Below are 20,293 nucleotides of genomic sequence, written 5' to 3' on the forward strand. Positions count from 1 at the left end.
GGCCTTCCCTCCTCTAACTTATTCCGCTGTGAAGTACGCCTGTAGTTTTTCGGTAAGTTCTTCTTTTTGCCATTCAGTCGATTCACCAGTTTGTCTGAATTTAACTTCAACAATTCCTTCAGAAGCTCTCTTTCCAACTGTAATCCGGACTGGCAAGCCAATCAAATCTGAATCAGCGAATTTGACTCCCACACGTTCAGGGCGATCATCATAGAGAACATCATATCTGTAAGATTCCAAAATAGTATATAATTCATCGGCCAATTCTTTCTGACTGTCATCTTTGACATTCACAGTAATGAGATGGATATCAAATGGGGCAATTTTCTTAGGCCATTTCAAACCATTCTCGTCATTGAACTGTTCTGCGACTGCTGCAAGTATACGGGATACACCAATACCGTAACAACCCATAATATACGGTTTAGCCCTGCCGTTCTCATCAAGGAATGTTCCTTCCATCGGTTCGCTGTAAGTCGTCCCTAGCTTAAAGATATGTCCAAGTTCAATTCCTTTAGCGAACTTAATTGTACCAGTTCCATCTGGAGAAATATCTCCTTCGTGGATGAATCGAAGATCCGCATAGCGATCAACTGCAAAATCGCGTTCAGGATTGATGTTCGTTAAATGGAATCCATCTTCGTTCGCGCCGCAGACACCATTCACGACGGACGCAACTGAGTGATCTGCAATTACTTTAAGATCAATTGGCAATTTAACAGGACCGATTGAACCGACTTCACAAGAAAGAAGTTCTTGAACCTCAACCTCGCTAGCAAGTTCCACAAGTGTTGCACCAAGCGCGTTTTTAAGCTTGATATCATTAATTTCATAATCCCCACGGCACAGCACTGCAATTAGTTCATCATCTGCTTTAAAAACAAGCGTTTTAATGATACGCGATGCGTCAACGTCCAAAAACGTAGCTACATCGCTAATCGTACGTTGTTCGGGAGTTGCAACTTTCTCGACCTCTTGTAAGTCTTCATCAATCTTTTCATATGCCATATTAACTTCAGCCATTTCAACATTGGCTGCATATGATGATGCGTCACTATATGCAATGGTGTCTTCACCGATATCAGATAGCGCCATAAATTCATGCGTATCTGTCCCACCGATTGAACCACCATCCGCTAAAACAGCACGGAAATCGAGGCCTAGTCTTGTGAAGATGTTCACATAGGCTTGTTTCATTTCCTGGTATTTCTCGTCAAGACTTTCTTCTGTCGCATGGAAAGAATACGCATCTTTCATGATGAATTCGCGTCCTCGAAGAAGGCCAAAACGTGGACGCTGTTCGTCTCTAAACTTTGTTTGAATCTGGAACATCGTAAGCGGTAACTTCTTATAGGATTTCACTTCGTCACGGACGAGGGAAGTAATCACTTCTTCATGCGTTGCTCCTAGAGCAAATTCTCTATTATGACGATCTTTCAGTCTAAACAACTCAGGTCCGTAATTAAACCATCTTCCCGTTTCCTGCCAAAGTTCGGCTTGTTGCAAAGCAGGCATCAATACTTCTACGGCTTCAATCGCTTCCATTTCTTCGCGGATAATCGATTCAATCTTCCGAATCACTTTAGTGCCAAGTGGAAGGAAGGAATATACCCCACTCGTATTTTGCCGGATAAATCCTGCACGTAAGAGTAATTGATGTGAAATAATATCAGCGTCAGAAGGTACTTCACGCATTGTTGGTATGAATGTTCGTGATTGTTTCATCTATGTTTCCCACCTCAAGTAATGTTTTTGAAATCCTGAACTATTGGCTAGACGTCAACGCCCTGAATTGCTTCAGAGCTGTATGTCTACTTTTACTACTTTCATTAGAAGAAAAAGCGCTGTATATCATTCCAGGTTACAACGAGCATTAGTACCATCAGGAGCATAATCCCGACAAAATGTACCATTCCTTCTTTTTGTTTGTCGACTGGCTTGCCGCGAATGGCTTCCAGTAAGAAGAACAACAACCTTCCACCGTCAAGTGCTGGTAATGGTAGTAGGTTCATAATTCCAAGGTTAATGCTTAAGATTGCTGCCCAGTTCATGAGTTGGTATACGCCGTATTGCGCGACTTCCTCCGTCGCTTTGTAAATGCCAACTGGACCCGATAAAGCGTCAATTGTGAACTTACCTGTTACAAGCATACCCAGTAATTCAAATATCCTGACAAACCAAGTTACCGTTTCTTCCGCTCCATATTGAACTGCTTTCAGCGGATTTTTAATCACCGGGCTTGTATAGCGCACACCGATTTGGCCGATTTCTTCTCCCGACTCTTTAACTTTAACTGTGTCTGGCACAACATCCAGCGTCAGCAAATCGCCGCTTCGATCCACTTCAAATTGGAGAGGCACGCCGGCACTCTCTTGAATGATAGCAGCAAACTCCTGCCATGTGCTAATTGGATTGCCGTCAACTGCTTTGACATAATCTCCATCTTGCATTCCAGCTTTTTGCGCGGAACCCTCACTTATGACGTCCGAAATAATAGGTTCATATGTTGGAACGCCTTGTAACAAACCGATTGCAAGGAATATGAAGAAAGATAAAATAAAGTTAAACATAGGACCTGCAAATATTGCCATCGCACGAGCGCCAACAGATTTCGATTCAAATTGACGGTCGTATGGGGCAATAAGTGTCTTCTGCCCCTTCTCAAAAATGATAGCCTTTCTAGATACGTTATAACGTACTAGCTGCCCTTCATCATCATATCCTTCAATGAATAGTTCTTTTTCCAAATCTGAGGATTCTGTTTCCAGAAACAGAACATCCGGATTTGCAACATTACGGTTCAAATAAATTTTCTCAACTTCATTAGAAGCATTAATCAGGAGACCAACGCGATAACCCGGTTGTAATTCAACCGTATCGAAATCTTCTCCTGCCATTCTGACATAACCGCCAAGCGGCAGAAGTCGGATTGTATATAAAGTTTCACCTTTTTGAATTCCAATAATTTTAGGGCCGAATCCAATTGCAAATTCGCGCACCATGATTCCCGCCTTTTTCGCAAACAGGAAATGTCCTAGTTCATGAAAAAAGACCAAAGAACCGAATATGATGATAAACGCTATAACGGTTTCCATGAAAAACCACCTTCACTGACCTTATTGGCCTTTTCTAAAAAACTTATTCTATCATAGCATACACCATTTTTCGAGTCAGTGAATCCGTTTCTAAAATCGATTCTAGTTCCAGAGCAGAACTTGTTTGATGCGTGTCCATCACTCGTTCAATAATGTCTTCAATCTGTACAAAAGGTATGCGTCCATTCATGAACAGCGATACCGCTACTTCATTCGCTGCATTCATGGCTGCTGGCATTGTCCCACCCTCTTTACCGGCTGCATAGGCAAGCGCCAATGCTTTGAAACGGACCAAATCCATTTTTTCGAAATGGAGCTTGCCAATCTCCTCAAGACGAAGCGGTTTTGCGTTTTGCATTGGGATTCGATCTGGAAACGTTAAGGCGTACTGAATAGGAACTCGCATATCTGGTGACCCCAGTTGAGCCATAATACTTGTATCTTCGAACTCAACCATGGAATGGATAATACTTTCCTTATGAAGCAAACAATCTATTCTTTCATAAGGCATTCCAAAAAGATGATGGGCTTCGATTACTTCAAGACCTTTGTTCATCATTGTCGCTGAATCTATTGTTAATTTGTTCCCCATAGACCAATTCGGATGAGCAAGTGCCTGTTCTAAGGTCACATTTGTAAGTTCATCTCTTGTAAGATCCCTGAAACTCCCTCCTGACGCCGTCAAAATAAGCCGAGAGACACGTTTAGGATTTTCTCCATTCAATGCTTGGAAAAGCGCTGAATGTTCACTATCTACCGGTAAAATGGGTACACCATGTTTACGAGCTTCATTCATAACGACATCCCCGGCTGCTACAAGCGTTTCCTTGTTGGCGATAGCAATTGTAATTCCCGCACGTATTGCTTCAAGTGTAGGTTTGAGTCCCACACTTCCAATAACTGAGTTAACCAAAATGTCAGCGCCTGTGTGCCCTGCGATTTCAATCAAACCCGCTTCGCCGTATAAAAAGTGACTACTCGGGAATTCAGCTTGCAACTTCTCAGCATCTTCTCGTCTTATTACCGATACCGTTTTCGGTTGAAACGCAGAAACAATTTCCCGTACCTTATCAATATTCAAACCAGCCGAAAAAGATACGAGCTTAAATTTCTCAGGGTTCGAACCGATGATATCGAGCGTCTGTAAACCAATGGATCCTGTAGCACCTAATAAACTAATATTCTTCATCATAAGACATCCTTTCCGTTAACCCACGAAGTGTAAGAAATGAAGCAATGGCAAAACGAAAAGGAGACTGTCGAACCTGTCTAGGATCCCACCATGACCAGGCAGAAGTTGTCCTGAGTCTTTCACCTCGAAATGCCTCTTTAGTGCTGATTCGACAAGGTCACCCAGTTGTCCAATAATTGAGGCTATAATTGTCACTACAATAAGTATTATGTAAGTTGAAGCTACCGGGAAGAAGTATTGAAAGATGAATGCAAAGACAACTGCGGACAATACTCCGCCAATAAAACCCTCAACGGTCTTATTCGGGGATATTTCTGGCCATAGCTTACGCTTCCCTATTTTTCTGCCTATGAAATAAGCACCCGAATCAGTTGTCCAAATCACCATTAGTGCATATACGACATATTCGATTCCATAAACCCGTGTTTCAATCAAATAATAAAACCCGATTCCAACATATAATGCGCCCAAAACAGAAAACGCTGCATGGTCGAACGTAAACCGATTTTTAACAATGACAGTATAGATTAATAAAATAAGTACAATGGCGAATGTCAATTCGATTTTTGTATAGCCAATCATTTCAAATAGATTGTCACTGGTAACTGCAGGCATTAATAATACTGCTAGCGCTATCCATGTCAAAAAACCTTCAATTGAAAATAGATGTATGTCTTTCATTCGCAATAGCTCGTATAGTCCAATTGTTGCAATTACATATACCGCAATTGTGAATGGTATTCCTCCCATGATGACTAGCGGAACGAATAAAATTAACGCAACGATTGCAGTCATTATCCTTTGTTTCAAACGTCCCCATTCCCTTCCACACTTCCAAACCGCCTATTTCTCAGTTGGAATTCTTCGATTGCATTCAACATGCATATGTCATCAAAATCTGGCCATAACACATCAGTGAAAGAAAACTCAGCATATGCCAACTGCCATAACATGAAATTAGACAATCTTACTTCACCGCTAGTTCGGATTAGCAGGTCTGGTTCCGGTAAATGGGCAGTCATTAGATGGGAACCGATGAGTGTTTCATCAATATCTTCAGGTTTAATAGAACCGTCCGCAATGAGTTCAGCAATTTCTTTTACAGATTCAACTAGCTCGAGTCTGCTTCCGTAGTTCATGGCGAAATTTAAAGTCAAACCGTCGTTGTGTTTCGTTTCTTCAATCGCTTTGCTAATTGCATCTTTTGTATGTGTCGGCAACATATCAAAGTTCCCAATCATCTCAACTTTCACGTTTTGCTCGATTAGTTCTGGGAGATATGTGCTTAAAAACTCACCAGGTAACTTCATTAAGAAATCTATTTCGAGTTTCGGTCGTTTCCAGTTTTCTGTAGAGAATGCGTAGAGTGTAAGTACTTTAATGCCCAGATCATTTGCAATACGCGTTATTATACGAACTTTTTTCATACCTTCATGGTGACCTGCAACTCTTGGTAAATTACGTTGTTTTGCCCATCTTCCATTTCCGTCCATAATAATTGCTACATGGGCAGGGATTGGCCTACTTTGAATTTTGGCAATTTTGTCCAATAACAAGCCCTCTGGCACCACTGTTTTTTTCCGAAAAAGTTTATCCAGCATATTGTTTCCTCCACTCAGCTACTGTCAGAGCAAGTTCATACTCTATCGTAACAAATTAGACGGTTAATTTCATTTTTTATTGCTGTTCAAAGAACAAACGCGGAAATACCTATTCTGAGATTATAGCCAAAAGGCGACTTAAGGAAGGCTGTCTAAGTTAGCGACAAGGAGTGATAAAGTTCAATCTTTCCACTCCATAACCTGCGTACTGCAGGCAATCGCGGCGTCATTTACCATAAGCCTGGACTGACTCATAACCTAATCCTCGCCTCTAGATGTTGGAATCCAGACATGGAATATCGCCTATTTAAGGTTTTCCACGGTCCGTGAACTTTATAGTTTCCTTAGCAAAAGAAAAAGACGTCCTGAAATTAGGACGTCCAGAAATATAGAAAGTTCTTCTATCAGATTTCCATGATTTCATTCTCTTTATCTTTCGCGATTTCATCGATTCGCAAAATCTGTGAATCCGTCAGCTTCTGAATTTCATCACCATATCTGTGTAATTCATCTTCAGTAATTTCACTGCTTTTTTCAAGCTTCTTGAAGCCTTCATTTGCGTCACGACGAACATTACGTATTGCAACTTTTGCTTCTTCAGCTTCTTTTTTCACAGACTTCACTAGTTCTTTACGACGATCTTCCGTCAATGCTGGAACTGCAAGGCGAATGACAGTCCCGTCATTCGAAGGTGTAATTCCGATATCTGATTTCATGATTGCCTTTTCAATATCAGCCAATATTGTTTTGTCATATGGTTGAATGACAAGAAGGCGCGCCTCAGGTACTGAAATCCCAGCCATCTGTGATACCGGAGTAGATGCACCATAATACTCAACCGTTAATCTATCCAGCATAGAAGCGCTTGCACGCCCTGCACGAATTGATGCCAGTTCTCTTGTATATCCACCAATTGCTTTTTCCATACGGTCTTTCGCTTCGTTCATAACTTCGTTTGCCATTATATATTCCTCCTGACGACCGTCCCGATTGGCTCACCAAGGACAGCTCTCTTAATATTTCCATTTTCCATAATAGAGAATACTACGAGCGGGATATCGTTGTCCATACATAGGGTTGAAGCTGTTGAATCCATAACTTCAAGTCCTTGGTTAATGACATCCAAAAATGATAGTTCTAGGTATTTTACTGCATTTTTATCTTTCGCTGGATCAGCGGAATAGACACCATCCACATTGTTTTTTGCCATAAGGATAACATCTGCTTCAATTTCAGCCGCACGTAGTGCTGCTGTCGTATCTGTAGAAAAGTAAGGATTCCCTGTACCCGCGGCAAAAATAACGACCCGTTTTTTTTCGAGATGTCGAATAGCTTTCCGGCGTATGTATGGTTCCGCAACCTGTCTCATTTCAATAGATGACGATACGCGCGTTTCAACACCGATTTTTTCTAGTGAATCCTGTAGAGCGAGGGAATTCATGACTGTAGCAAGCATGCCCATGTAATCCGCCGTTGCGCGGTCCATCCCCATTTCGCTGCCAACTTTACCACGCCAAATATTTCCGCCACCGACAACAACAGCAACTTCGACATCGAGATCGACAACTTCTTTCACTTGCGTTGCAACAGTTTTGATAACTTCTGGCGATAGACCGAAACCTTTATCACCTGCAAGCGCTTCTCCGCTTAATTTCAAGACGATACGTTTATATTTTGGGATGCTCATTTGTACCCTCCATCTACTATTTTTCTTAAAAAATGAGGAACACACGCGTGTGTTCCTCATTTTACTTTATAATGGATCAGTTACCTTTAACTTGATTCATAACTTCGTCAGCGAAGTTATCTTCAGGTTTTTCGATTCCTTCACCAACAGCGTAACGAATAAACTCTTTCAATGTTCCGCCAGTTGATTTTACGAAGTCCCCAACTTTTTGATCGGAATTTTTGACGAATGACTGATCAAGAACACAGATCTCTTCGAAATATTTTCCGATGCGGCCTTCGACCATTTTCGCTACGATATTTTCAGGTTTACCTTCATTAAGTGCTTGTTCTGTAAGGATTTTACGTTCGTGTTCAACTTCCTCAGCAGAAACTTCATCACGTGAAACGTATTTAGGATTTAATGCAGCAATATGCATCGCAACATCTTTTGCAGCATCTGAATCAGTTGAACCTTCTAAGAGAACAAGAACACTGATACGACCACCCATGTGCAAGTATGGACCAAATGCATCGTTGTCTGTTTTCGTACGGATTTCATAACGGCGTAGTGAAATCTTCTCACCAATTTTAGCAACAGCATTAGAAATGTGATCTGCTACTGTTAATCCGTTTGGTAATTTCGATTCAACCGCTTCCTCAACTGTTGCAGGTTTTGTAGCAAGAATGTGCTCAGCAAGTTCATTTACAAGTGTTTGGAAACCTTCGTTTTTAGCTACAAAGTCAGTTTCAGCATTCACTTCTAAAATAATCGCTTCGTTGCCGTCAACAAGGATGTATGTTGTACCATCTGCTGCAATACGGTCCGCTTTTTTAGCTGAACTAGAAAGACCTTTTTCACGTAAGAAGTCAATTGCTGCTTCCATATCACCATTTGTTTCAGTTAACGCTTTTTTACAATCCATCATACCTGTACCTGTTTTTTCACGCAGTTCTTTAACCATTTGTGCTGTAATTTTCATTTTTCCATTCCTCCTATATTAAGCCGTCAATTCCGAAAAAAGACGATAAGGGTATAAGCCGCTTATCGTCTTTTCATTTACTGGATTTACTCTGCAGCTACTACAGTTTCCTCTTGAGTCGCTTCTTCGTCTTCGCCTTGTCTAGATTCGAGCAAAGCGTCAGCCATTTTACTTGTTAACAGACGTACCGCACGAATCGCATCATCATTCGCAGGAATGATGTAGTCGATTTCATCCGGATCACAGTTCGTGTCAACAATTCCGACTAGAGGAATTTTTAATTTAATTGCTTCTGCAACCGCGATGCGCTCTTTGCGTGGGTCAACAACAAACATAACATCTGGAATTGCTTTCATATCACGGATTCCGCCAAGGAATTTCACAAGACGTTCGTGTTGTTTTTTAAGTTGTCCAACTTCTTTTTTAGGAAGTACGTCGAATGTACCGTCTTCTTCCATTTTCTCGATTTGTTTCATGCGTGCAACACGTTTTTGGATTGTACCAAAGTTTGTAAGTGTTCCACCAAGCCAGCGTTGGTTAATATAAAACATTCCAGCGCGTTCAGCTTCTTCTTTAATTGCATCTTGTGCTTGTTTCTTAGTACCGACGAATAGAACTTTCCCGCCATCAGCACCCACTTGACGCATGAATGCGTAAGCTTCTTCTAATTTCTTCACCGTTTTTTGAAGATCGATGATGTAGATACCGTTACGTTCTACGAAAATAAATTTCTTCATTTTCGGGTTCCAGCGACGTGTTTGGTGACCGAAGTGCACCCCTGCTTCAAGCAGTTGTTTCATTGAGATTACTGACATTTGTTATTCCTCCTGTTTGGTTTGATTCCCTCCGTGTACTTCATCCGACAGAACGACCTCTCGGCACCATTTCTGACGTCCGTGCACGTGTGTAGTAATACCACTTGCTAATATAACATAGAGCTTTTACATTTGCAACAAGTTCATCGGAATTTCAAGATAAGTTCTATTTCCGTAAGTCCTTTACCTAGTTTCTTTGCAATTTCCTCATCAGAATGACCGGCGTCATGCAGGACAAAAGTCCTCGTCCTGTCATCCTCCACTACCGTTTCAATCACATCGGTCTGCTTAAGGTTCTGTGAGGTCGAGGCAGCATAGGACTTCAATGCAAGATTAACTGGCATTTTAGGCCTTTTCACAAGCAAAGTAGGATTGACCTCTTCTGATTCAGCGGTTTTTTCTGCAGAAAATGTACTCTTGTCAACCTTTTCAAACTTAGACGGTCTATCGCTTTCGGAAAGACGTTCTATTAAACGTTCATTCTCATCTTTCAATTCTGATAAATATGCTCCAATTGTATTGTCCATCTCTACCATAAGCTTTTGTTGTTTTTTTTCAAGATCATCGAACTTAGTCACTTTGGTATATAGCAAAGCTAGAAAATAAAAGCTTATTATTTGTATGATGAATAAAAACACTAAGAAAATTGTAGTCATTTAAATCAACCTGTAAAGTCAACGAATGAACCTTTATACGGGTGCACTGTCTTCTCTTCCTCTTCGTTTTGTTGGCGGTCCCCGTCCAGCAATTGACTTTGGTCCTGGGATTGACCATCCGCTGACGTCTTCATGCTATTCTCCAATTCAGTCACGGACTCTCTTCCCTTTAAAGTCTGCCTTTCTGTAAGGGAGTTGGCATGGTCCATGTCCAATTGGGTTTGCTGGTGTTTTTGTTCTGCTAGCTTACCAGCATCAAATGTTTTTGGTATGGCAATTTGCAGTTCAATACCCTTCAAACTCATAGTATCCCTCCATCGACTATTTCAGATGATAATAGTTTGCGAAGTTTAAACAACGCTTTCGAATGAATTTGAGAAATACGTGATGTGGATAAACTCAGAATCTCTCCAATCTCCGTCAGTGTCATTTCTTCCGTATAAAAAAAATCCAATACTAGCTGCTCATTCTTATTCAGTTCGGTGATTTTCGTTGCCAAGTCACCGATTAATTCACTCATCATTGTTTTTTGCTCCGGTGTTTTGGATTCCTGATCTACAATAACGAAGGATTTGTGTCCGTCATCATCACCTTCATTCATTTTTTCATCGATTGATAAAACATTTGAAAAGTAATGTTCATGGACAGTTTGATATACCTGGTCAACACTTATTCCCATATGACTAGCAATTTCATCTACAGTGGCATGGCGTTGCAGTTTCTGCTCCAGTTTTGTAATCTCTTCTTCTTGTTTTTTAGATTTCTCTCTTGAAGAACGCGGTAACCAATCCTCTTTCCGCAAGCCATCAATAATGGTCCCGCGAATTCGAAAAGAGGCATACGTTTCAAATTTCAAATCCCTACCAGGATCGAATTTCGTCAATGCATCAAATAAACCATGAAGTCCGAGACTCATAATATCATCGCGTGAAACATTTCGGGGTAATCCCGAGCTGATTCGCTGCACATGATAGGTAACAAGTGGAGTGTATTTTCGAACAAGTAAGTCACCTGCCTCGGGATCACGATTACGAATCCACAGGTCCCAACCTATATTCTCTTCCATTAAATCCTGTTTCGACATCGAATCCCTCACTTTCCATGATGATTCTGTCATAATTACTGCTATTATAGCAAACTAGCACGAAAAAAGGCGACTGAAGCGATCAGCCGCCGTCTTAATTCCTAAGCGGCCAGACGATTCCGCTTTTATTAATCAATCACACCTCGGTGTGATTGCGTCAAGATTTTGAATTGAGCTTGAGACCTACAGGGGGAAGGATTGAACTGCATCCTTCCTTGTAGGTCATGCAGTGGGGAAGGATGTATTTCAATCCTTCCTGTTTGCGACAGGACGTCGCGAACTTAGACTGCCTTCCTCATAACTCCCTTCAAAATCTGTGACATCCGCCGGAGGCTTTAACAAGGAGAAATGGAACTTAATATCTCCTTGTTAAATCTCTTTAGTAGCTTTATTGACTGTTCGGACGCTAAGAATTGTTTGTGCAGGGTCAAATTCAATCGTTCTGCCACTTGAACCGCCTGTGTCCTCCCCTGTAATTGGAATGGACAACCGTTTTAATTCTTTTTTGACAGCCTCGACATTACGTGGTCCAATTCGAATTGTATCGCTTGATCCGAATTGAAACATTTGTGAACCGCCGGCAATTTTTGCTTTCAAAGCCATCGGGCGGACCCCTTCCGTTTTCAGCAATTCCATCAATGCATAAATGCCCGTATCTGCAAATTTAGCAGCGTTCTGTTTATTTAATTTTCCCAGACTGGAATCTGGAAGCATTATATGTACCATACCCGCAATTTTCTTTTTATCATCATACAACACTACCCCTACACAAGAGCCAAGTCCAGATGTCCGAATTGTATTCGGTACCCTGACAACATTCATATCTGCAATTCCAACTCTGACGACCTCTTTCAATATAATCATGTCACAAAACACCCAACGAGCGAAAAATCGTTCCATAAGAAGAAGGGTCAGGGAGTAGGAAAAAATGACCGTTAACGCTCGAGGCTCCATTAATGCCTTCCTCACGAATTTGCGTATCAATGACAATGACTTCATCGCTGTATTGGGATACTTCGATTAAGCCAAAGCTGACAATTGCTCCAACCATGTCAACACTCAAAGATGGAACGGTTGGGTAAATTTTCAAACCTGTTAAGTCAGAGAGTGCAGACAAATAAGAACCTGAAAGGATATTGCCAAGTTCCTGCATTGCAGATAGTCCTATTTCCGATACTTCGGGTGACGTAAAATCAAATGTTTCGTCCTGAATCAGTTTCTTTATGAAGTGGTTAGCGGAATCCAATTGTAATACAAAAAACATGCTTCCGGTCAAAACCCCTTCAATCCGAAGATATATTCCAGCTACAATCGTTTCTGCGCCTCCGGCGAGTTCAAACATCTCATCAAATGAAACCAGTTCGACATTCGGAACACGCATGTCTATTTTGCGATCAAGCAACTGCGACAATGAAGTTGCTGCATGTGCTGCACCGATATTTCCGACTTCTTTCAATACATCTAGATGCATATCAGTGATCGAAATTTCAGAGTTCATCAGTCGTCACCCGCTTAATAGGTTCTAGGAGCTTATCTAGGTTTAACATTATTAGAAGGTGTTTCCCTACCTTAGCAACACCCGATATGAAGTCTGATTCAATGGAGCCGACGACTTCCGGTTGCGGTTCGATTGAATCGACAGGAATATCCAAGACATCGTTTGCGGCGTCAACAATAAGTCCGACTTCATAATCTTCCAATGTGACGATAATTATCCTTGTGCTGTCGTCCAACTCACTAGTAGCCAGTCCAAACCTTTCACGCAAGTCTACAATGGGTGTTACGAGCCCTCTAAGATTAATGACACCTTTGACATACGGAGGCGTCTTCGGTATACGTGTAATCGATAATACTTTCTCGATGGATTGGACGGCATCAACATTAATGGCATACTCCATATCCATTAGTTGGAAAACAATGACTTTTATTTCTTTCTGATTTAACTTGTCAGTCATTCTAGTTCCCTCCCGCCTATTTAATCAATGCGTTACAATCGACTATTAACGCAACTTGTCCATTTCCTAGAATCGTTGCGCCAGATATCGCGAATACGCTTTGTAAATAATTCCCCAGTGACTTCAAGACAATTTCCTGCTGCCCAATAAAACCACCGACAACAAGTCCTGCTAACTTATCACCTTTTCGTACGATAACAATTGACTGATGTTCGTCAGAAACACTAGCTGTTTCCGGCATATCAAAAATTTCCATCAAGTTGACAAGTGGTATAATATTGCCACGGAAATCAATTACTCTTTGGTTGTGGGCATTCATAATTTCCGTTGTTTGAATAATTGCCGTTTCAATGATAGATGATAGTGGAATTGCGAATACTTCATCTCCCAATTCCACAAGCATGACGGAAATAATAGACAGTGTTAACGGGAGCTGTACTTGGAACAAAGAACCTTGACCTTCTTTCGATTCAATCGAAATGAAGCCTCCGAGAGACTCAATTGTGTTTTTCACTACATCCAGACCAACTCCTCGGCCCGAGACATCCGAAATTTTTTCAGCTGTCGAGAAACCGGATGCAAGAATGAGTTCTGCTACTTGACGGTCCGTCAATGTCTCAGACATTTCCTCCGAAATGATACCGCTCTTTATTGCTTTTGCCAGAACACGTTGACGATTAACACCTGCACCATCGTCCTCAAGTTCAATAAAGACATGATTCCCGGAATGGTATGCGCGTAATGTTACTGTACCTTCTTCATGCTTGCCTTGTGCTAGCCGTTCGGCCGGACTTTCAATTCCATGATCCAATGCATTACGGATTAAATGGACAAGAGGATCGCCGATTTCATCAATAACTGTCCGGTCCAGCTCTGTTTCTGCTCCAATAATTTCGAGATTGATTTTCTTATTCAAATCACGCGCTAGCTGTCTTACCATTTTAGGAAAACGATTAAAAACTGTCTCAATGGGTATCATACGCATATTTAAGATAATTGTTTGCAAATCACCTGATATTCGTGTAATCCTTTCGACAGTTTCATTCAGTTCCGAATTATGGATTTCGCTAGCAATTGATTGGAGTCTGCCTCGGTCTATAACCAACTCTTCAAACAAGTTCATTAAGACATCCAGTCGATCAATATTCACTCGAATCGTTTTGTTGCCTGATTGCACACCTGTATTTCGTTTACCCTTTTGTTCATCTGGACTTTTACTCACGTCAGGGACATTTGAAATAGCCTTTTTGTTTTCCATAACTTCTTCTACCTGATCGTCATTATCCTGCTTCAGGTAATCATTTGTAATTTGCGTCACAGTAACATTTTGGATTTCAGATACTTTCATTACTTTAGTCTTTAATGCATCCGCATTTTCTTTTGTAATTAATGCAACAGTAAAGATTTCTTCAAAGTTTTCATTCTCAAGTTGTTCCACTTTCGGTTCCGACTTGATAATTTCTCCGGACTTCTCAAGTATTTCAAATACCATAAAAACCCTCGCTGCTTTTAATAAGCAGTCCTCACGCAGCTGAACGGTAATTTCAAACGCATTAAATCCTTGTTCAAAAGATTGGCTGATGACAGTCATTTCATATCCATCATAATGAAGGGGATTTCCTTCATCTTTACCATTTATAACAGGCGCTTCAGCAGTTGCTGCGGTTTCTGATGTAGCTTTGCTGACAGGATCTTTTCCAGCTTCGATTCTGTTGAGTGATTGGACAAGGTCCTGTACATCTTTCTTACCAGTCCCACCCGATGCAATATCCAAGACCATCTCTTCAAGATAGTCAACAGCCCTAAGTACAACGTCCAAAATTTCAGTTGTAACACGTATCTTTGAGTTACGGATTGCATCCAACACATTTTCCATCATATGGGTCAGTGCGGCGATGTCTTCATATCCCATCGTTGCCGACATCCCTTTCAATGTATGGGCGGATCGGAAAATTTCATTTACTATGCCAAGATCTTGCGGATTCTTTTCGAGTTCTAACAGATGTTCGTTGCATGATTGAAGATGTTCCTTACTTTCTTCAATAAACATTTCCAAGTATTGACTTGTATCCATCATGCCACCCCCTTCAATACTTTAAATTTTGCACTATCAGTCCTGCTATATTTTCCAAGTCTGCAACTTGATCAGCCAGTCCAGCTTCTTTTATGGCTTTTGGCATACCGTAAACGACTGATGACTTTGCTGATTCGGCTATAGTGATTGTCCTGCAGCTTTCCCGAAGAAGCACCATTCCATTTCTTCCGTCAAACCCCATTCCTGTCATGATAACGGTCAAATAGTTTAATTGATTACTTTTTGCTGCTGACTCAAGAAGTACGTCGACGGATGGACGATGTCCCATACGTGGTAGTTCCACTGCATCCAGATGAGCGTAGTAATTCATGCCTATTTTTTTAATTTTTAAATGCTTTCCCCCTGGTGCAATATACGCTGTCCCATTTTCAAGCAACTCGGCATCTTCTGCCTCTTTGACATGGATATCACAAAGACCGTCCAGTCTATCTGCCAAAGACTTTGTAAAACCTGGTGGCATATGTTGAACAATAAGTATGGGCGCGGATATGGATGCGGGCAAACCCGTAAGCACTTCTTGCAATGCCCTAGGTCCCCCGGTCGATGTACCTATTATAACAAATGTTTTAGTTGTTATTTTACTATTTATTCTGGAAACATTTATCGACTCTTTCTGATTATTAGAAGTCAAAGCAATCTCAGATGTAGTTCTGATTGGTTGATTAGTCAATTTTGATGGTGCCGGCTCGATTAACCGCAGATTAGTGAATTTCTTTGTTACTTTAGATATATCAACTTCTGCGGCCGCAATGACTTTTTCAATTATTTCTTCCTTCACCTCGTGAAGATTTAAGGAAATTGCCCCACCCGGCTTAGCGACGAAGTCAATTGCTCCGTATTCCATTGCCAGCATCGTATTTTCCGCTCCAATTTTTGTTGTGCTGGAAAGCATGACGACTGGTACCGGGTGATCAGTCATCATTTTTTCAAGTGCTTCGAGGCCATTCATAATTGGCATTTCAATATCTAGCGTAACTACGTCAGGTTTCAAAGACAGCACTTTTTCAACCGCATCCTTACCATTGCGAGCGGTCCCAATCACTTCGATTTCAGGATGCCCCGAAAGGAAATCTGATATGAGCTTACGCATAAACGCTGAATCATCCACGACAAGCACTTTCTTACGGTTGTCTCTATTCAAATTATCCACGCCCTTTCGTAAATAGGCTCCTAAGTTTTCTAAGGAACCTTTCTTCTATTTTGACCGCTTCAGTAGAGCTAGGGCTAATAAAAGTTTCTGCAATTGCAAATATTCTCTTGGAAATAGGGGCGTTTGGAAATAGAAGCAAAAATGGTTCTTGTGCAATAACCGCTTTATGAACAACCGGGTCTTCAGGAAGGAAACCTAGAATTCTCGTCTCTTTACCAAGAAACTTACGCATTGCATACTGAAGTCTTGTAATGGCATCGTTTCCATCATCTCCTTTTGTAACCCGATTGCTTACAATGCTGAACACTTTTTCAGAATCTTGAAGACAGATGAATTTCATCATAGAGTATGCATCTGTGATGGAAGTCGGTTCGGATGTCGAAATCACAATGATTTCATCAACCGCAACAATCAATTCAATCGAATTTTGAGTCGCACCGGCTCCCATGTCAAACAATATGAAATCATATTGTTTTTGCAGATACTCAAATGCTTGAATGAGTCTCTCGAACATTTCCGATGACCACTCCATCACCGTATCAAGGCCAGAACCTCCTGATATGAAAGACAGACCCCCAGGCGCCTCATTAATCACTACGTCCAATTCCTGTGTTCCTAACAAATAATCTCTCAAACTATATTGTGGTGTCGTACCGAGAAGGATATGAATGTTACCCATTCCGATATCCATATCGATAATAAGCACTTTCTTCCCTTTTGAAATAAGCGCATAGGCAAAATTTGTTGAGAAGTTTGATTTTCCGACTCCGCCTTTTCCACTTACTATTGCAATCGATTTTGATATTTCACCTTGGGACTCCATCATCTTAAGTCTGAGCGTTTCAGCCTGATCACGCATCATAAGCACCCTTTAATAATAAAGTGATAAGTTTCATGCTATCTGCTTCAATGATATCTTCCGGCACTTCTTGACCGTCGGTGTAATATGCGGTTCCAATTCCATAATCCTTCATCAAATTAATGACGGGACCCATTGAGCCTGTTTCGTCCATTTTTGTAAAAATGAATTTCTCGATTGGAAATGCATTGAACTGTTCTACAATTACCCTCATATCTTCTTCCTTTGAAGTCACAGATAATACCAGATATGATTCCATATCCAGTGAAAAATCGATGAGGCGTGTCAAATCTTCTACGAACTTAGCCTCCTTATAATTCCGGCCAGCCGTATCGATAAAAACCAAATCCAAGTCTTTCAGTTTCTCAATCGCTTTTTCAAAATCATTGCTGTTGTATGCGACTTCCACTGGTGCTTGTAGTAGGTTCGCATATGTACGTAGCTGCTCGATTGCCGCGATTCTGTATGTGTCAGTAGTAATAAAACCGATTTTCTTCTTTTTTTCAAGTAGTGCTCTTGCAGCAATTTTAGCGATTGTAGTCGTTTTCCCTACCCCTGTGGGTCCCAGCACATTAATGTATTTTTTGTTGAAAGATATTCCGCCGAACGGTAAACTTCCAATTTCTTGGTCCAAAAATTGCTTAACAATCTGAAGTTGCTCTTCCACAGTAAAATCTTTTTTATCAGCTTTCATCCGATTAAAAAGATTTTCACCTATTTGATGAATAGTGTTCTCCGACAACCCCTGTTTACGGAGATGCGCGAGCAACGGTTTGATTTCATCAGGAAACCGAGAATAAGATGCAGTTTGCTGCATATCCCTCAGCATTTTTTTCACTTCAGTCATTTCTTTCTTCAATTCAACAGACTCGACTCTATCCACGTCTGATGCAATCAATGGAACTACAGTTTCTGCTACATTCATTACCGGTTCATCAAAGCCTGCGACTACTTCCACGGATTTCTTTTTAAATAGCCCTAGAAAACCTTTAGATTTAACGACAGATGAACTAAGAATGATCGCATCATCCCCAAAATCCATGCGTACTTTTTTCATGGCATCTACCATCGAATCAGCCGAATACTTTTTCATTTTCATCAGATATCCACCACCCCGACACTTTGGACTTCAATTGAAGATTCAAGTTCATTGTATGATAACACTGGAATTTGCGGAAAATACCGCTCAGTTATTTGTCTCAAGTACATTCGGATTGCCGGAGTACAAAGAACAACTGGAGATTGATCCATCAATGCAACACGCTCTACTTCGCCTGCGATTGATTCTAGAATTCCCTGTGAATGTTGCGGGTCAATTGATAAATAATTACCTTGTTCAGTCTGTTGAATATTGTCAGCAATCATTTTCTCCACTTTTCCAGACACCGTCAGTACTTTAAGTGATTGACCAGTTGCTGCATATTGATTCGTAATTTGCCTAGCAAGTGCTTGCCTGACATACTCCGTTAAGACATCAACATCAGACGTGAATTTAGAATAATCCGCGAGTGTTTCAAAAATAATTGGTAAATTCCGCACTGAAACATGCTCATTAAGTAATTTCGCAAGTACTTTTTGAATTTCACCAATCGATAATGGTGTAGGTGTCAACTCATCTACAAGGATTGGGAACGTTTCACGCACGTGATCAACAAGTTGTTTTGTTTCTTGACGCCCAATCAATTCTGCAGCATTCGCACGAATCACTTCGGTCAGATGCGTCGAAACGACACTTGGCGGATCAACAACTGTATAGCCAAGAATTTCAGCGTCTTCTTTCACCTCTTCAGTAATCCACTTAGCTGGGAGTCCAAACGACGGCTCGATTGTATCAATGCCTTCGATTGAATCATCTCCTCCTGGGCTCATTGCAAGATAATGATCCAGAAGCAGTTCACCTCTCGCCAATTCACTTCCTTTAATTTTGATCCTATACTCATTTGGTTGTAGTTGGATATTATCTCGTATACGGACAACAGGGATAACAAGCCCAAGCTCAATTGCAAGTTGCCTACGGATCATGACAACACGGTCAAGTAGATCCCCGCCTTGAGTTGCATCAACAAGCGGGATAAGCCCATAACCGAATTCAAATTCAATCGGATCGATATTGAGTAGATTAACAACGTTTTCAGGACTTTTCAGACCTTCCGTTTCTATATCCTCTTCCATTTCCAGCAATTCTTTGGGATCTTCTTCAACTTTTTTAGACATCACGTATGCTCCCACCGCTAATGCAAGTGCAATTGGCATTGTGAAAATGTCATTAATTGGTGTAGCTAGACCAAGCAATAGAACTGTAGCAGCAGCGACATAAAGCAGTTTTGGCTGTCCTAGTAGCTGTGAAGTTATATCCGCACCCAGATTACCTTTAGATGCGGCGCGAGTGACGACAATACCCGTAGCTGTCGATGTGAGTAAGGCAGGTATTTGGGAAACAATCCCGTCACCGACTGTTAGTTGTGAGAAGAGTAATGCCGCTTCCCCGAACGGCAGTCCCATTTGGGCTACACCGATTATCATACCGACGAGTAAGTTTATAATAACGATGATAATACCGGCGATTGCGTCCCCTTTGACGAATTTTGTTGCTCCATCCATTGCACCGTAGAAGTCGGCTTCATTACTAACTTTTTCACGTCTAGTACGTGCTTCTGTTTCCGAAATCATACCTGCGTTTAAATCGGCGTCAATACTCATCTGTTTCCCTGGCATTGCATCTAGTGTGAAACGGGCAGCTACTTCAGATACCCGCTCCGCCCCTTTTGTAATGACGATGAACTGGATGATTACTAGAATGATGAAAATGACGAGACCAACGACGATATTCCCGCCTGTAACGAACGTCCCAAATGTCTCAACGACACTCCCCGCATCACCGTTCGCTAAAATTGCACGCGTTGTTGAAACGTTGAGGCCGAGTCGGAAAAGCGTAAGAAGAAGAACTAATGTGGGGAAAATTGAAAACTGTAACGCTTCCTGCATATTCATGGCTGTTAAAAGAACTAAAAGTCCGAGTGTAATATTTATAATAATTAAGAAACTTAAAAGCCATGGTGGAAGCGGGATGACAAGCATCGCAACAATCATGATGACCGCCGCGAGCACTCCTATATCTCTGAATTGCATGTCATCCCTACTTT

Annotated in this window: 20 protein-coding genes; all 20 read right to left on the reverse strand. The window is 41.2% G+C overall.

Annotation, left to right across the window (positions count from 1 at the left end; all coding sequences use genetic code 11):
- Positions 1-18: 18 nt before the first annotated feature.
- Complete coding sequence (locus AC25Y6_RS03270; RefSeq protein WP_488142046.1) at positions 19-1,725, reverse strand: proline--tRNA ligase; 1,707 nt, start codon at positions 1,723-1,725, stop codon at positions 19-21.
- 104 nt (positions 1,726-1,829) lie between these two features.
- On the reverse strand, positions 1,830-3,095 hold the full coding sequence (gene rseP, locus AC25Y6_RS03275) for an RIP metalloprotease RseP (RefSeq protein WP_482103952.1): 1,266 nt from the start codon (positions 3,093-3,095) through the stop codon (positions 1,830-1,832).
- A 43-nt stretch (positions 3,096-3,138) separates the two neighbouring features.
- Positions 3,139-4,284 (reverse strand): 1-deoxy-D-xylulose-5-phosphate reductoisomerase, encoded by a 1,146-nt coding sequence (locus AC25Y6_RS03280; RefSeq protein ID WP_488142047.1) that lies wholly within the window; start codon positions 4,282-4,284, stop codon positions 3,139-3,141.
- An 18-nt stretch (positions 4,285-4,302) separates the two neighbouring features.
- Positions 4,303-5,097 (reverse strand): phosphatidate cytidylyltransferase, encoded by a 795-nt coding sequence (locus AC25Y6_RS03285; protein ID WP_488142048.1) that lies wholly within the window; start codon positions 5,095-5,097, stop codon positions 4,303-4,305.
- On the reverse strand, positions 5,094-5,888 hold the full coding sequence (gene uppS / locus AC25Y6_RS03290) for an undecaprenyl pyrophosphate synthase (protein ID WP_488142049.1): 795 nt from the start codon (positions 5,886-5,888) through the stop codon (positions 5,094-5,096). Before uppS ends, AC25Y6_RS03285 begins: the two co-directional genes overlap by 4 nt.
- A 404-nt stretch (positions 5,889-6,292) precedes the next feature.
- Positions 6,293-6,850: a ribosome recycling factor gene (gene frr / locus AC25Y6_RS03295; protein WP_482103948.1), complete on the reverse strand. Its 558-nt coding sequence runs from the start codon at positions 6,848-6,850 to the stop codon at positions 6,293-6,295.
- On the reverse strand, positions 6,850-7,575 hold the full coding sequence (gene pyrH, locus AC25Y6_RS03300) for a UMP kinase (RefSeq protein ID WP_482100467.1): 726 nt from the start codon (positions 7,573-7,575) through the stop codon (positions 6,850-6,852). The genes frr and pyrH overlap by 1 nt, the downstream gene beginning before the upstream one ends.
- Positions 7,576-7,651: 76 nt before the next feature.
- The gene (gene tsf / locus AC25Y6_RS03305) at positions 7,652-8,536 is read right to left on the reverse strand and encodes a translation elongation factor Ts (RefSeq protein WP_482100466.1); all 885 of its coding nucleotides are present in this window, start codon (positions 8,534-8,536) and stop codon (positions 7,652-7,654) included.
- An 86-nt stretch (positions 8,537-8,622) separates the two neighbouring features.
- Complete coding sequence (rpsB, locus tag AC25Y6_RS03310) at positions 8,623-9,351, reverse strand: 30S ribosomal protein S2 (RefSeq protein WP_482100465.1); 729 nt, start codon at positions 9,349-9,351, stop codon at positions 8,623-8,625.
- A gap of 143 nt (positions 9,352-9,494) precedes the next feature.
- Positions 9,495-9,929, reverse strand: coding sequence for a hypothetical protein (locus AC25Y6_RS03315; protein ID WP_488142050.1), 435 nt, complete (start codon positions 9,927-9,929; stop codon positions 9,495-9,497).
- Positions 9,930-10,012: 83 nt separating this feature from the next.
- Positions 10,013-10,312: an RNA polymerase subunit sigma gene (locus AC25Y6_RS03320; RefSeq protein WP_488142051.1), complete on the reverse strand. Its 300-nt coding sequence runs from the start codon at positions 10,310-10,312 to the stop codon at positions 10,013-10,015.
- Positions 10,309-11,091 (reverse strand): FliA/WhiG family RNA polymerase sigma factor, encoded by a 783-nt coding sequence (locus tag AC25Y6_RS03325; RefSeq protein WP_488142112.1) that lies wholly within the window; start codon positions 11,089-11,091, stop codon positions 10,309-10,311. The genes AC25Y6_RS03320 and AC25Y6_RS03325 overlap by 4 nt, the downstream gene beginning before the upstream one ends.
- Before the next feature lie 369 nt (positions 11,092-11,460).
- Positions 11,461-11,955, reverse strand: coding sequence for a chemotaxis protein CheD (locus tag AC25Y6_RS03330; RefSeq protein WP_488142052.1), 495 nt, complete (start codon positions 11,953-11,955; stop codon positions 11,461-11,463).
- Between the two features lies 1 nt (position 11,956).
- The gene (locus tag AC25Y6_RS03335) at positions 11,957-12,589 is read right to left on the reverse strand and encodes a chemotaxis protein CheC (RefSeq protein ID WP_488142053.1); all 633 of its coding nucleotides are present in this window, start codon (positions 12,587-12,589) and stop codon (positions 11,957-11,959) included.
- The gene (locus AC25Y6_RS03340; protein ID WP_488142054.1) at positions 12,579-13,046 is read right to left on the reverse strand and encodes a chemotaxis protein CheW; all 468 of its coding nucleotides are present in this window, start codon (positions 13,044-13,046) and stop codon (positions 12,579-12,581) included. Before AC25Y6_RS03340 ends, AC25Y6_RS03335 begins: the two co-directional genes overlap by 11 nt.
- 16 nt (positions 13,047-13,062) lie before the next feature.
- A complete protein-coding gene (locus AC25Y6_RS03345) occupies positions 13,063-15,120 on the reverse strand; it encodes a chemotaxis protein CheW (protein WP_488142055.1) in 2,058 nt (685 codons plus the stop codon).
- 13 nt (positions 15,121-15,133) lie between these two features.
- The gene (locus tag AC25Y6_RS03350) at positions 15,134-16,282 is read right to left on the reverse strand and encodes a protein-glutamate methylesterase/protein-glutamine glutaminase (RefSeq protein ID WP_488142056.1); all 1,149 of its coding nucleotides are present in this window, start codon (positions 16,280-16,282) and stop codon (positions 15,134-15,136) included.
- A gap of 1 nt (position 16,283) precedes the next feature.
- Positions 16,284-17,150, reverse strand: coding sequence for a MinD/ParA family protein (locus AC25Y6_RS03355; RefSeq protein ID WP_488142057.1), 867 nt, complete (start codon positions 17,148-17,150; stop codon positions 16,284-16,286).
- Positions 17,143-18,249 (reverse strand): flagellar biosynthesis GTPase FlhF, encoded by a 1,107-nt coding sequence (gene flhF / locus AC25Y6_RS03360; RefSeq protein ID WP_488142058.1) that lies wholly within the window; start codon positions 18,247-18,249, stop codon positions 17,143-17,145. The genes AC25Y6_RS03355 and flhF overlap by 8 nt, the downstream gene beginning before the upstream one ends.
- Positions 18,249-20,279 (reverse strand): flagellar biosynthesis protein FlhA, encoded by a 2,031-nt coding sequence (gene flhA / locus AC25Y6_RS03365; RefSeq protein WP_488142059.1) that lies wholly within the window; start codon positions 20,277-20,279, stop codon positions 18,249-18,251. Before flhA ends, flhF begins: the two co-directional genes overlap by 1 nt.
- Between the last annotated feature and the right edge of the window lie 14 nt (positions 20,280-20,293).

This window comes from Sporosarcina sp. Y1004 (assembly GCF_057669665.1).

Excerpts from the sequence above, each read along its gene's own strand:
- AC25Y6_RS03330 (WP_488142052.1), bottom strand. The coding sequence starts at position 11,955 with ATGATTATATTGAAAGAGGTCGTCAGAGTTGGAATTGCAGATATGAAT.
- AC25Y6_RS03320 (WP_488142051.1), bottom strand. The coding sequence starts at position 10,312 with ATGAGTTTGAAGGGTATTGAACTGCAAATTGCCATACCAAAAACATTT.
- AC25Y6_RS03280 (WP_488142047.1), bottom strand. The coding sequence starts at position 4,284 with ATGAAGAATATTAGTTTATTAGGTGCTACAGGATCCATTGGTTTACAG.
- AC25Y6_RS03270 (WP_488142046.1), bottom strand. The coding sequence starts at position 1,725 with ATGAAACAATCACGAACATTCATACCAACAATGCGTGAAGTACCTTCT.
- rpsB (WP_482100465.1), bottom strand. The coding sequence starts at position 9,351 with ATGTCAGTAATCTCAATGAAACAACTGCTTGAAGCAGGGGTGCACTTC.
- uppS (WP_488142049.1), bottom strand. The coding sequence starts at position 5,888 with ATGCTGGATAAACTTTTTCGGAAAAAAACAGTGGTGCCAGAGGGCTTG.
- flhF (WP_488142058.1), bottom strand. The coding sequence starts at position 18,249 with ATGAAAATGAAAAAGTATTCGGCTGATTCGATGGTAGATGCCATGAAA.
- tsf (WP_482100466.1), bottom strand. The coding sequence starts at position 8,536 with ATGAAAATTACAGCACAAATGGTTAAAGAACTGCGTGAAAAAACAGGT.
- frr (WP_482103948.1), bottom strand. The coding sequence starts at position 6,850 with ATGGCAAACGAAGTTATGAACGAAGCGAAAGACCGTATGGAAAAAGCA.
- AC25Y6_RS03325 (WP_488142112.1), bottom strand. The coding sequence starts at position 11,091 with ATGTCGAAACAGGATTTAATGGAAGAGAATATAGGTTGGGACCTGTGG.
- AC25Y6_RS03345 (WP_488142055.1), bottom strand. The coding sequence starts at position 15,120 with ATGGATACAAGTCAATACTTGGAAATGTTTATTGAAGAAAGTAAGGAA.
- AC25Y6_RS03355 (WP_488142057.1), bottom strand. The coding sequence starts at position 17,150 with ATGCGTGATCAGGCTGAAACGCTCAGACTTAAGATGATGGAGTCCCAA.
- pyrH (WP_482100467.1), bottom strand. The coding sequence starts at position 7,575 with ATGAGCATCCCAAAATATAAACGTATCGTCTTGAAATTAAGCGGAGAA.
- AC25Y6_RS03335 (WP_488142053.1), bottom strand. The coding sequence starts at position 12,589 with ATGAACTCTGAAATTTCGATCACTGATATGCATCTAGATGTATTGAAA.
- AC25Y6_RS03340 (WP_488142054.1), bottom strand. The coding sequence starts at position 13,046 with ATGACTGACAAGTTAAATCAGAAAGAAATAAAAGTCATTGTTTTCCAA.
- flhA (WP_488142059.1), bottom strand. The coding sequence starts at position 20,279 with ATGCAATTCAGAGATATAGGAGTGCTCGCGGCGGTCATCATGATTGTT.
- rseP (WP_482103952.1), bottom strand. The coding sequence starts at position 3,095 with ATGGAAACCGTTATAGCGTTTATCATCATATTCGGTTCTTTGGTCTTT.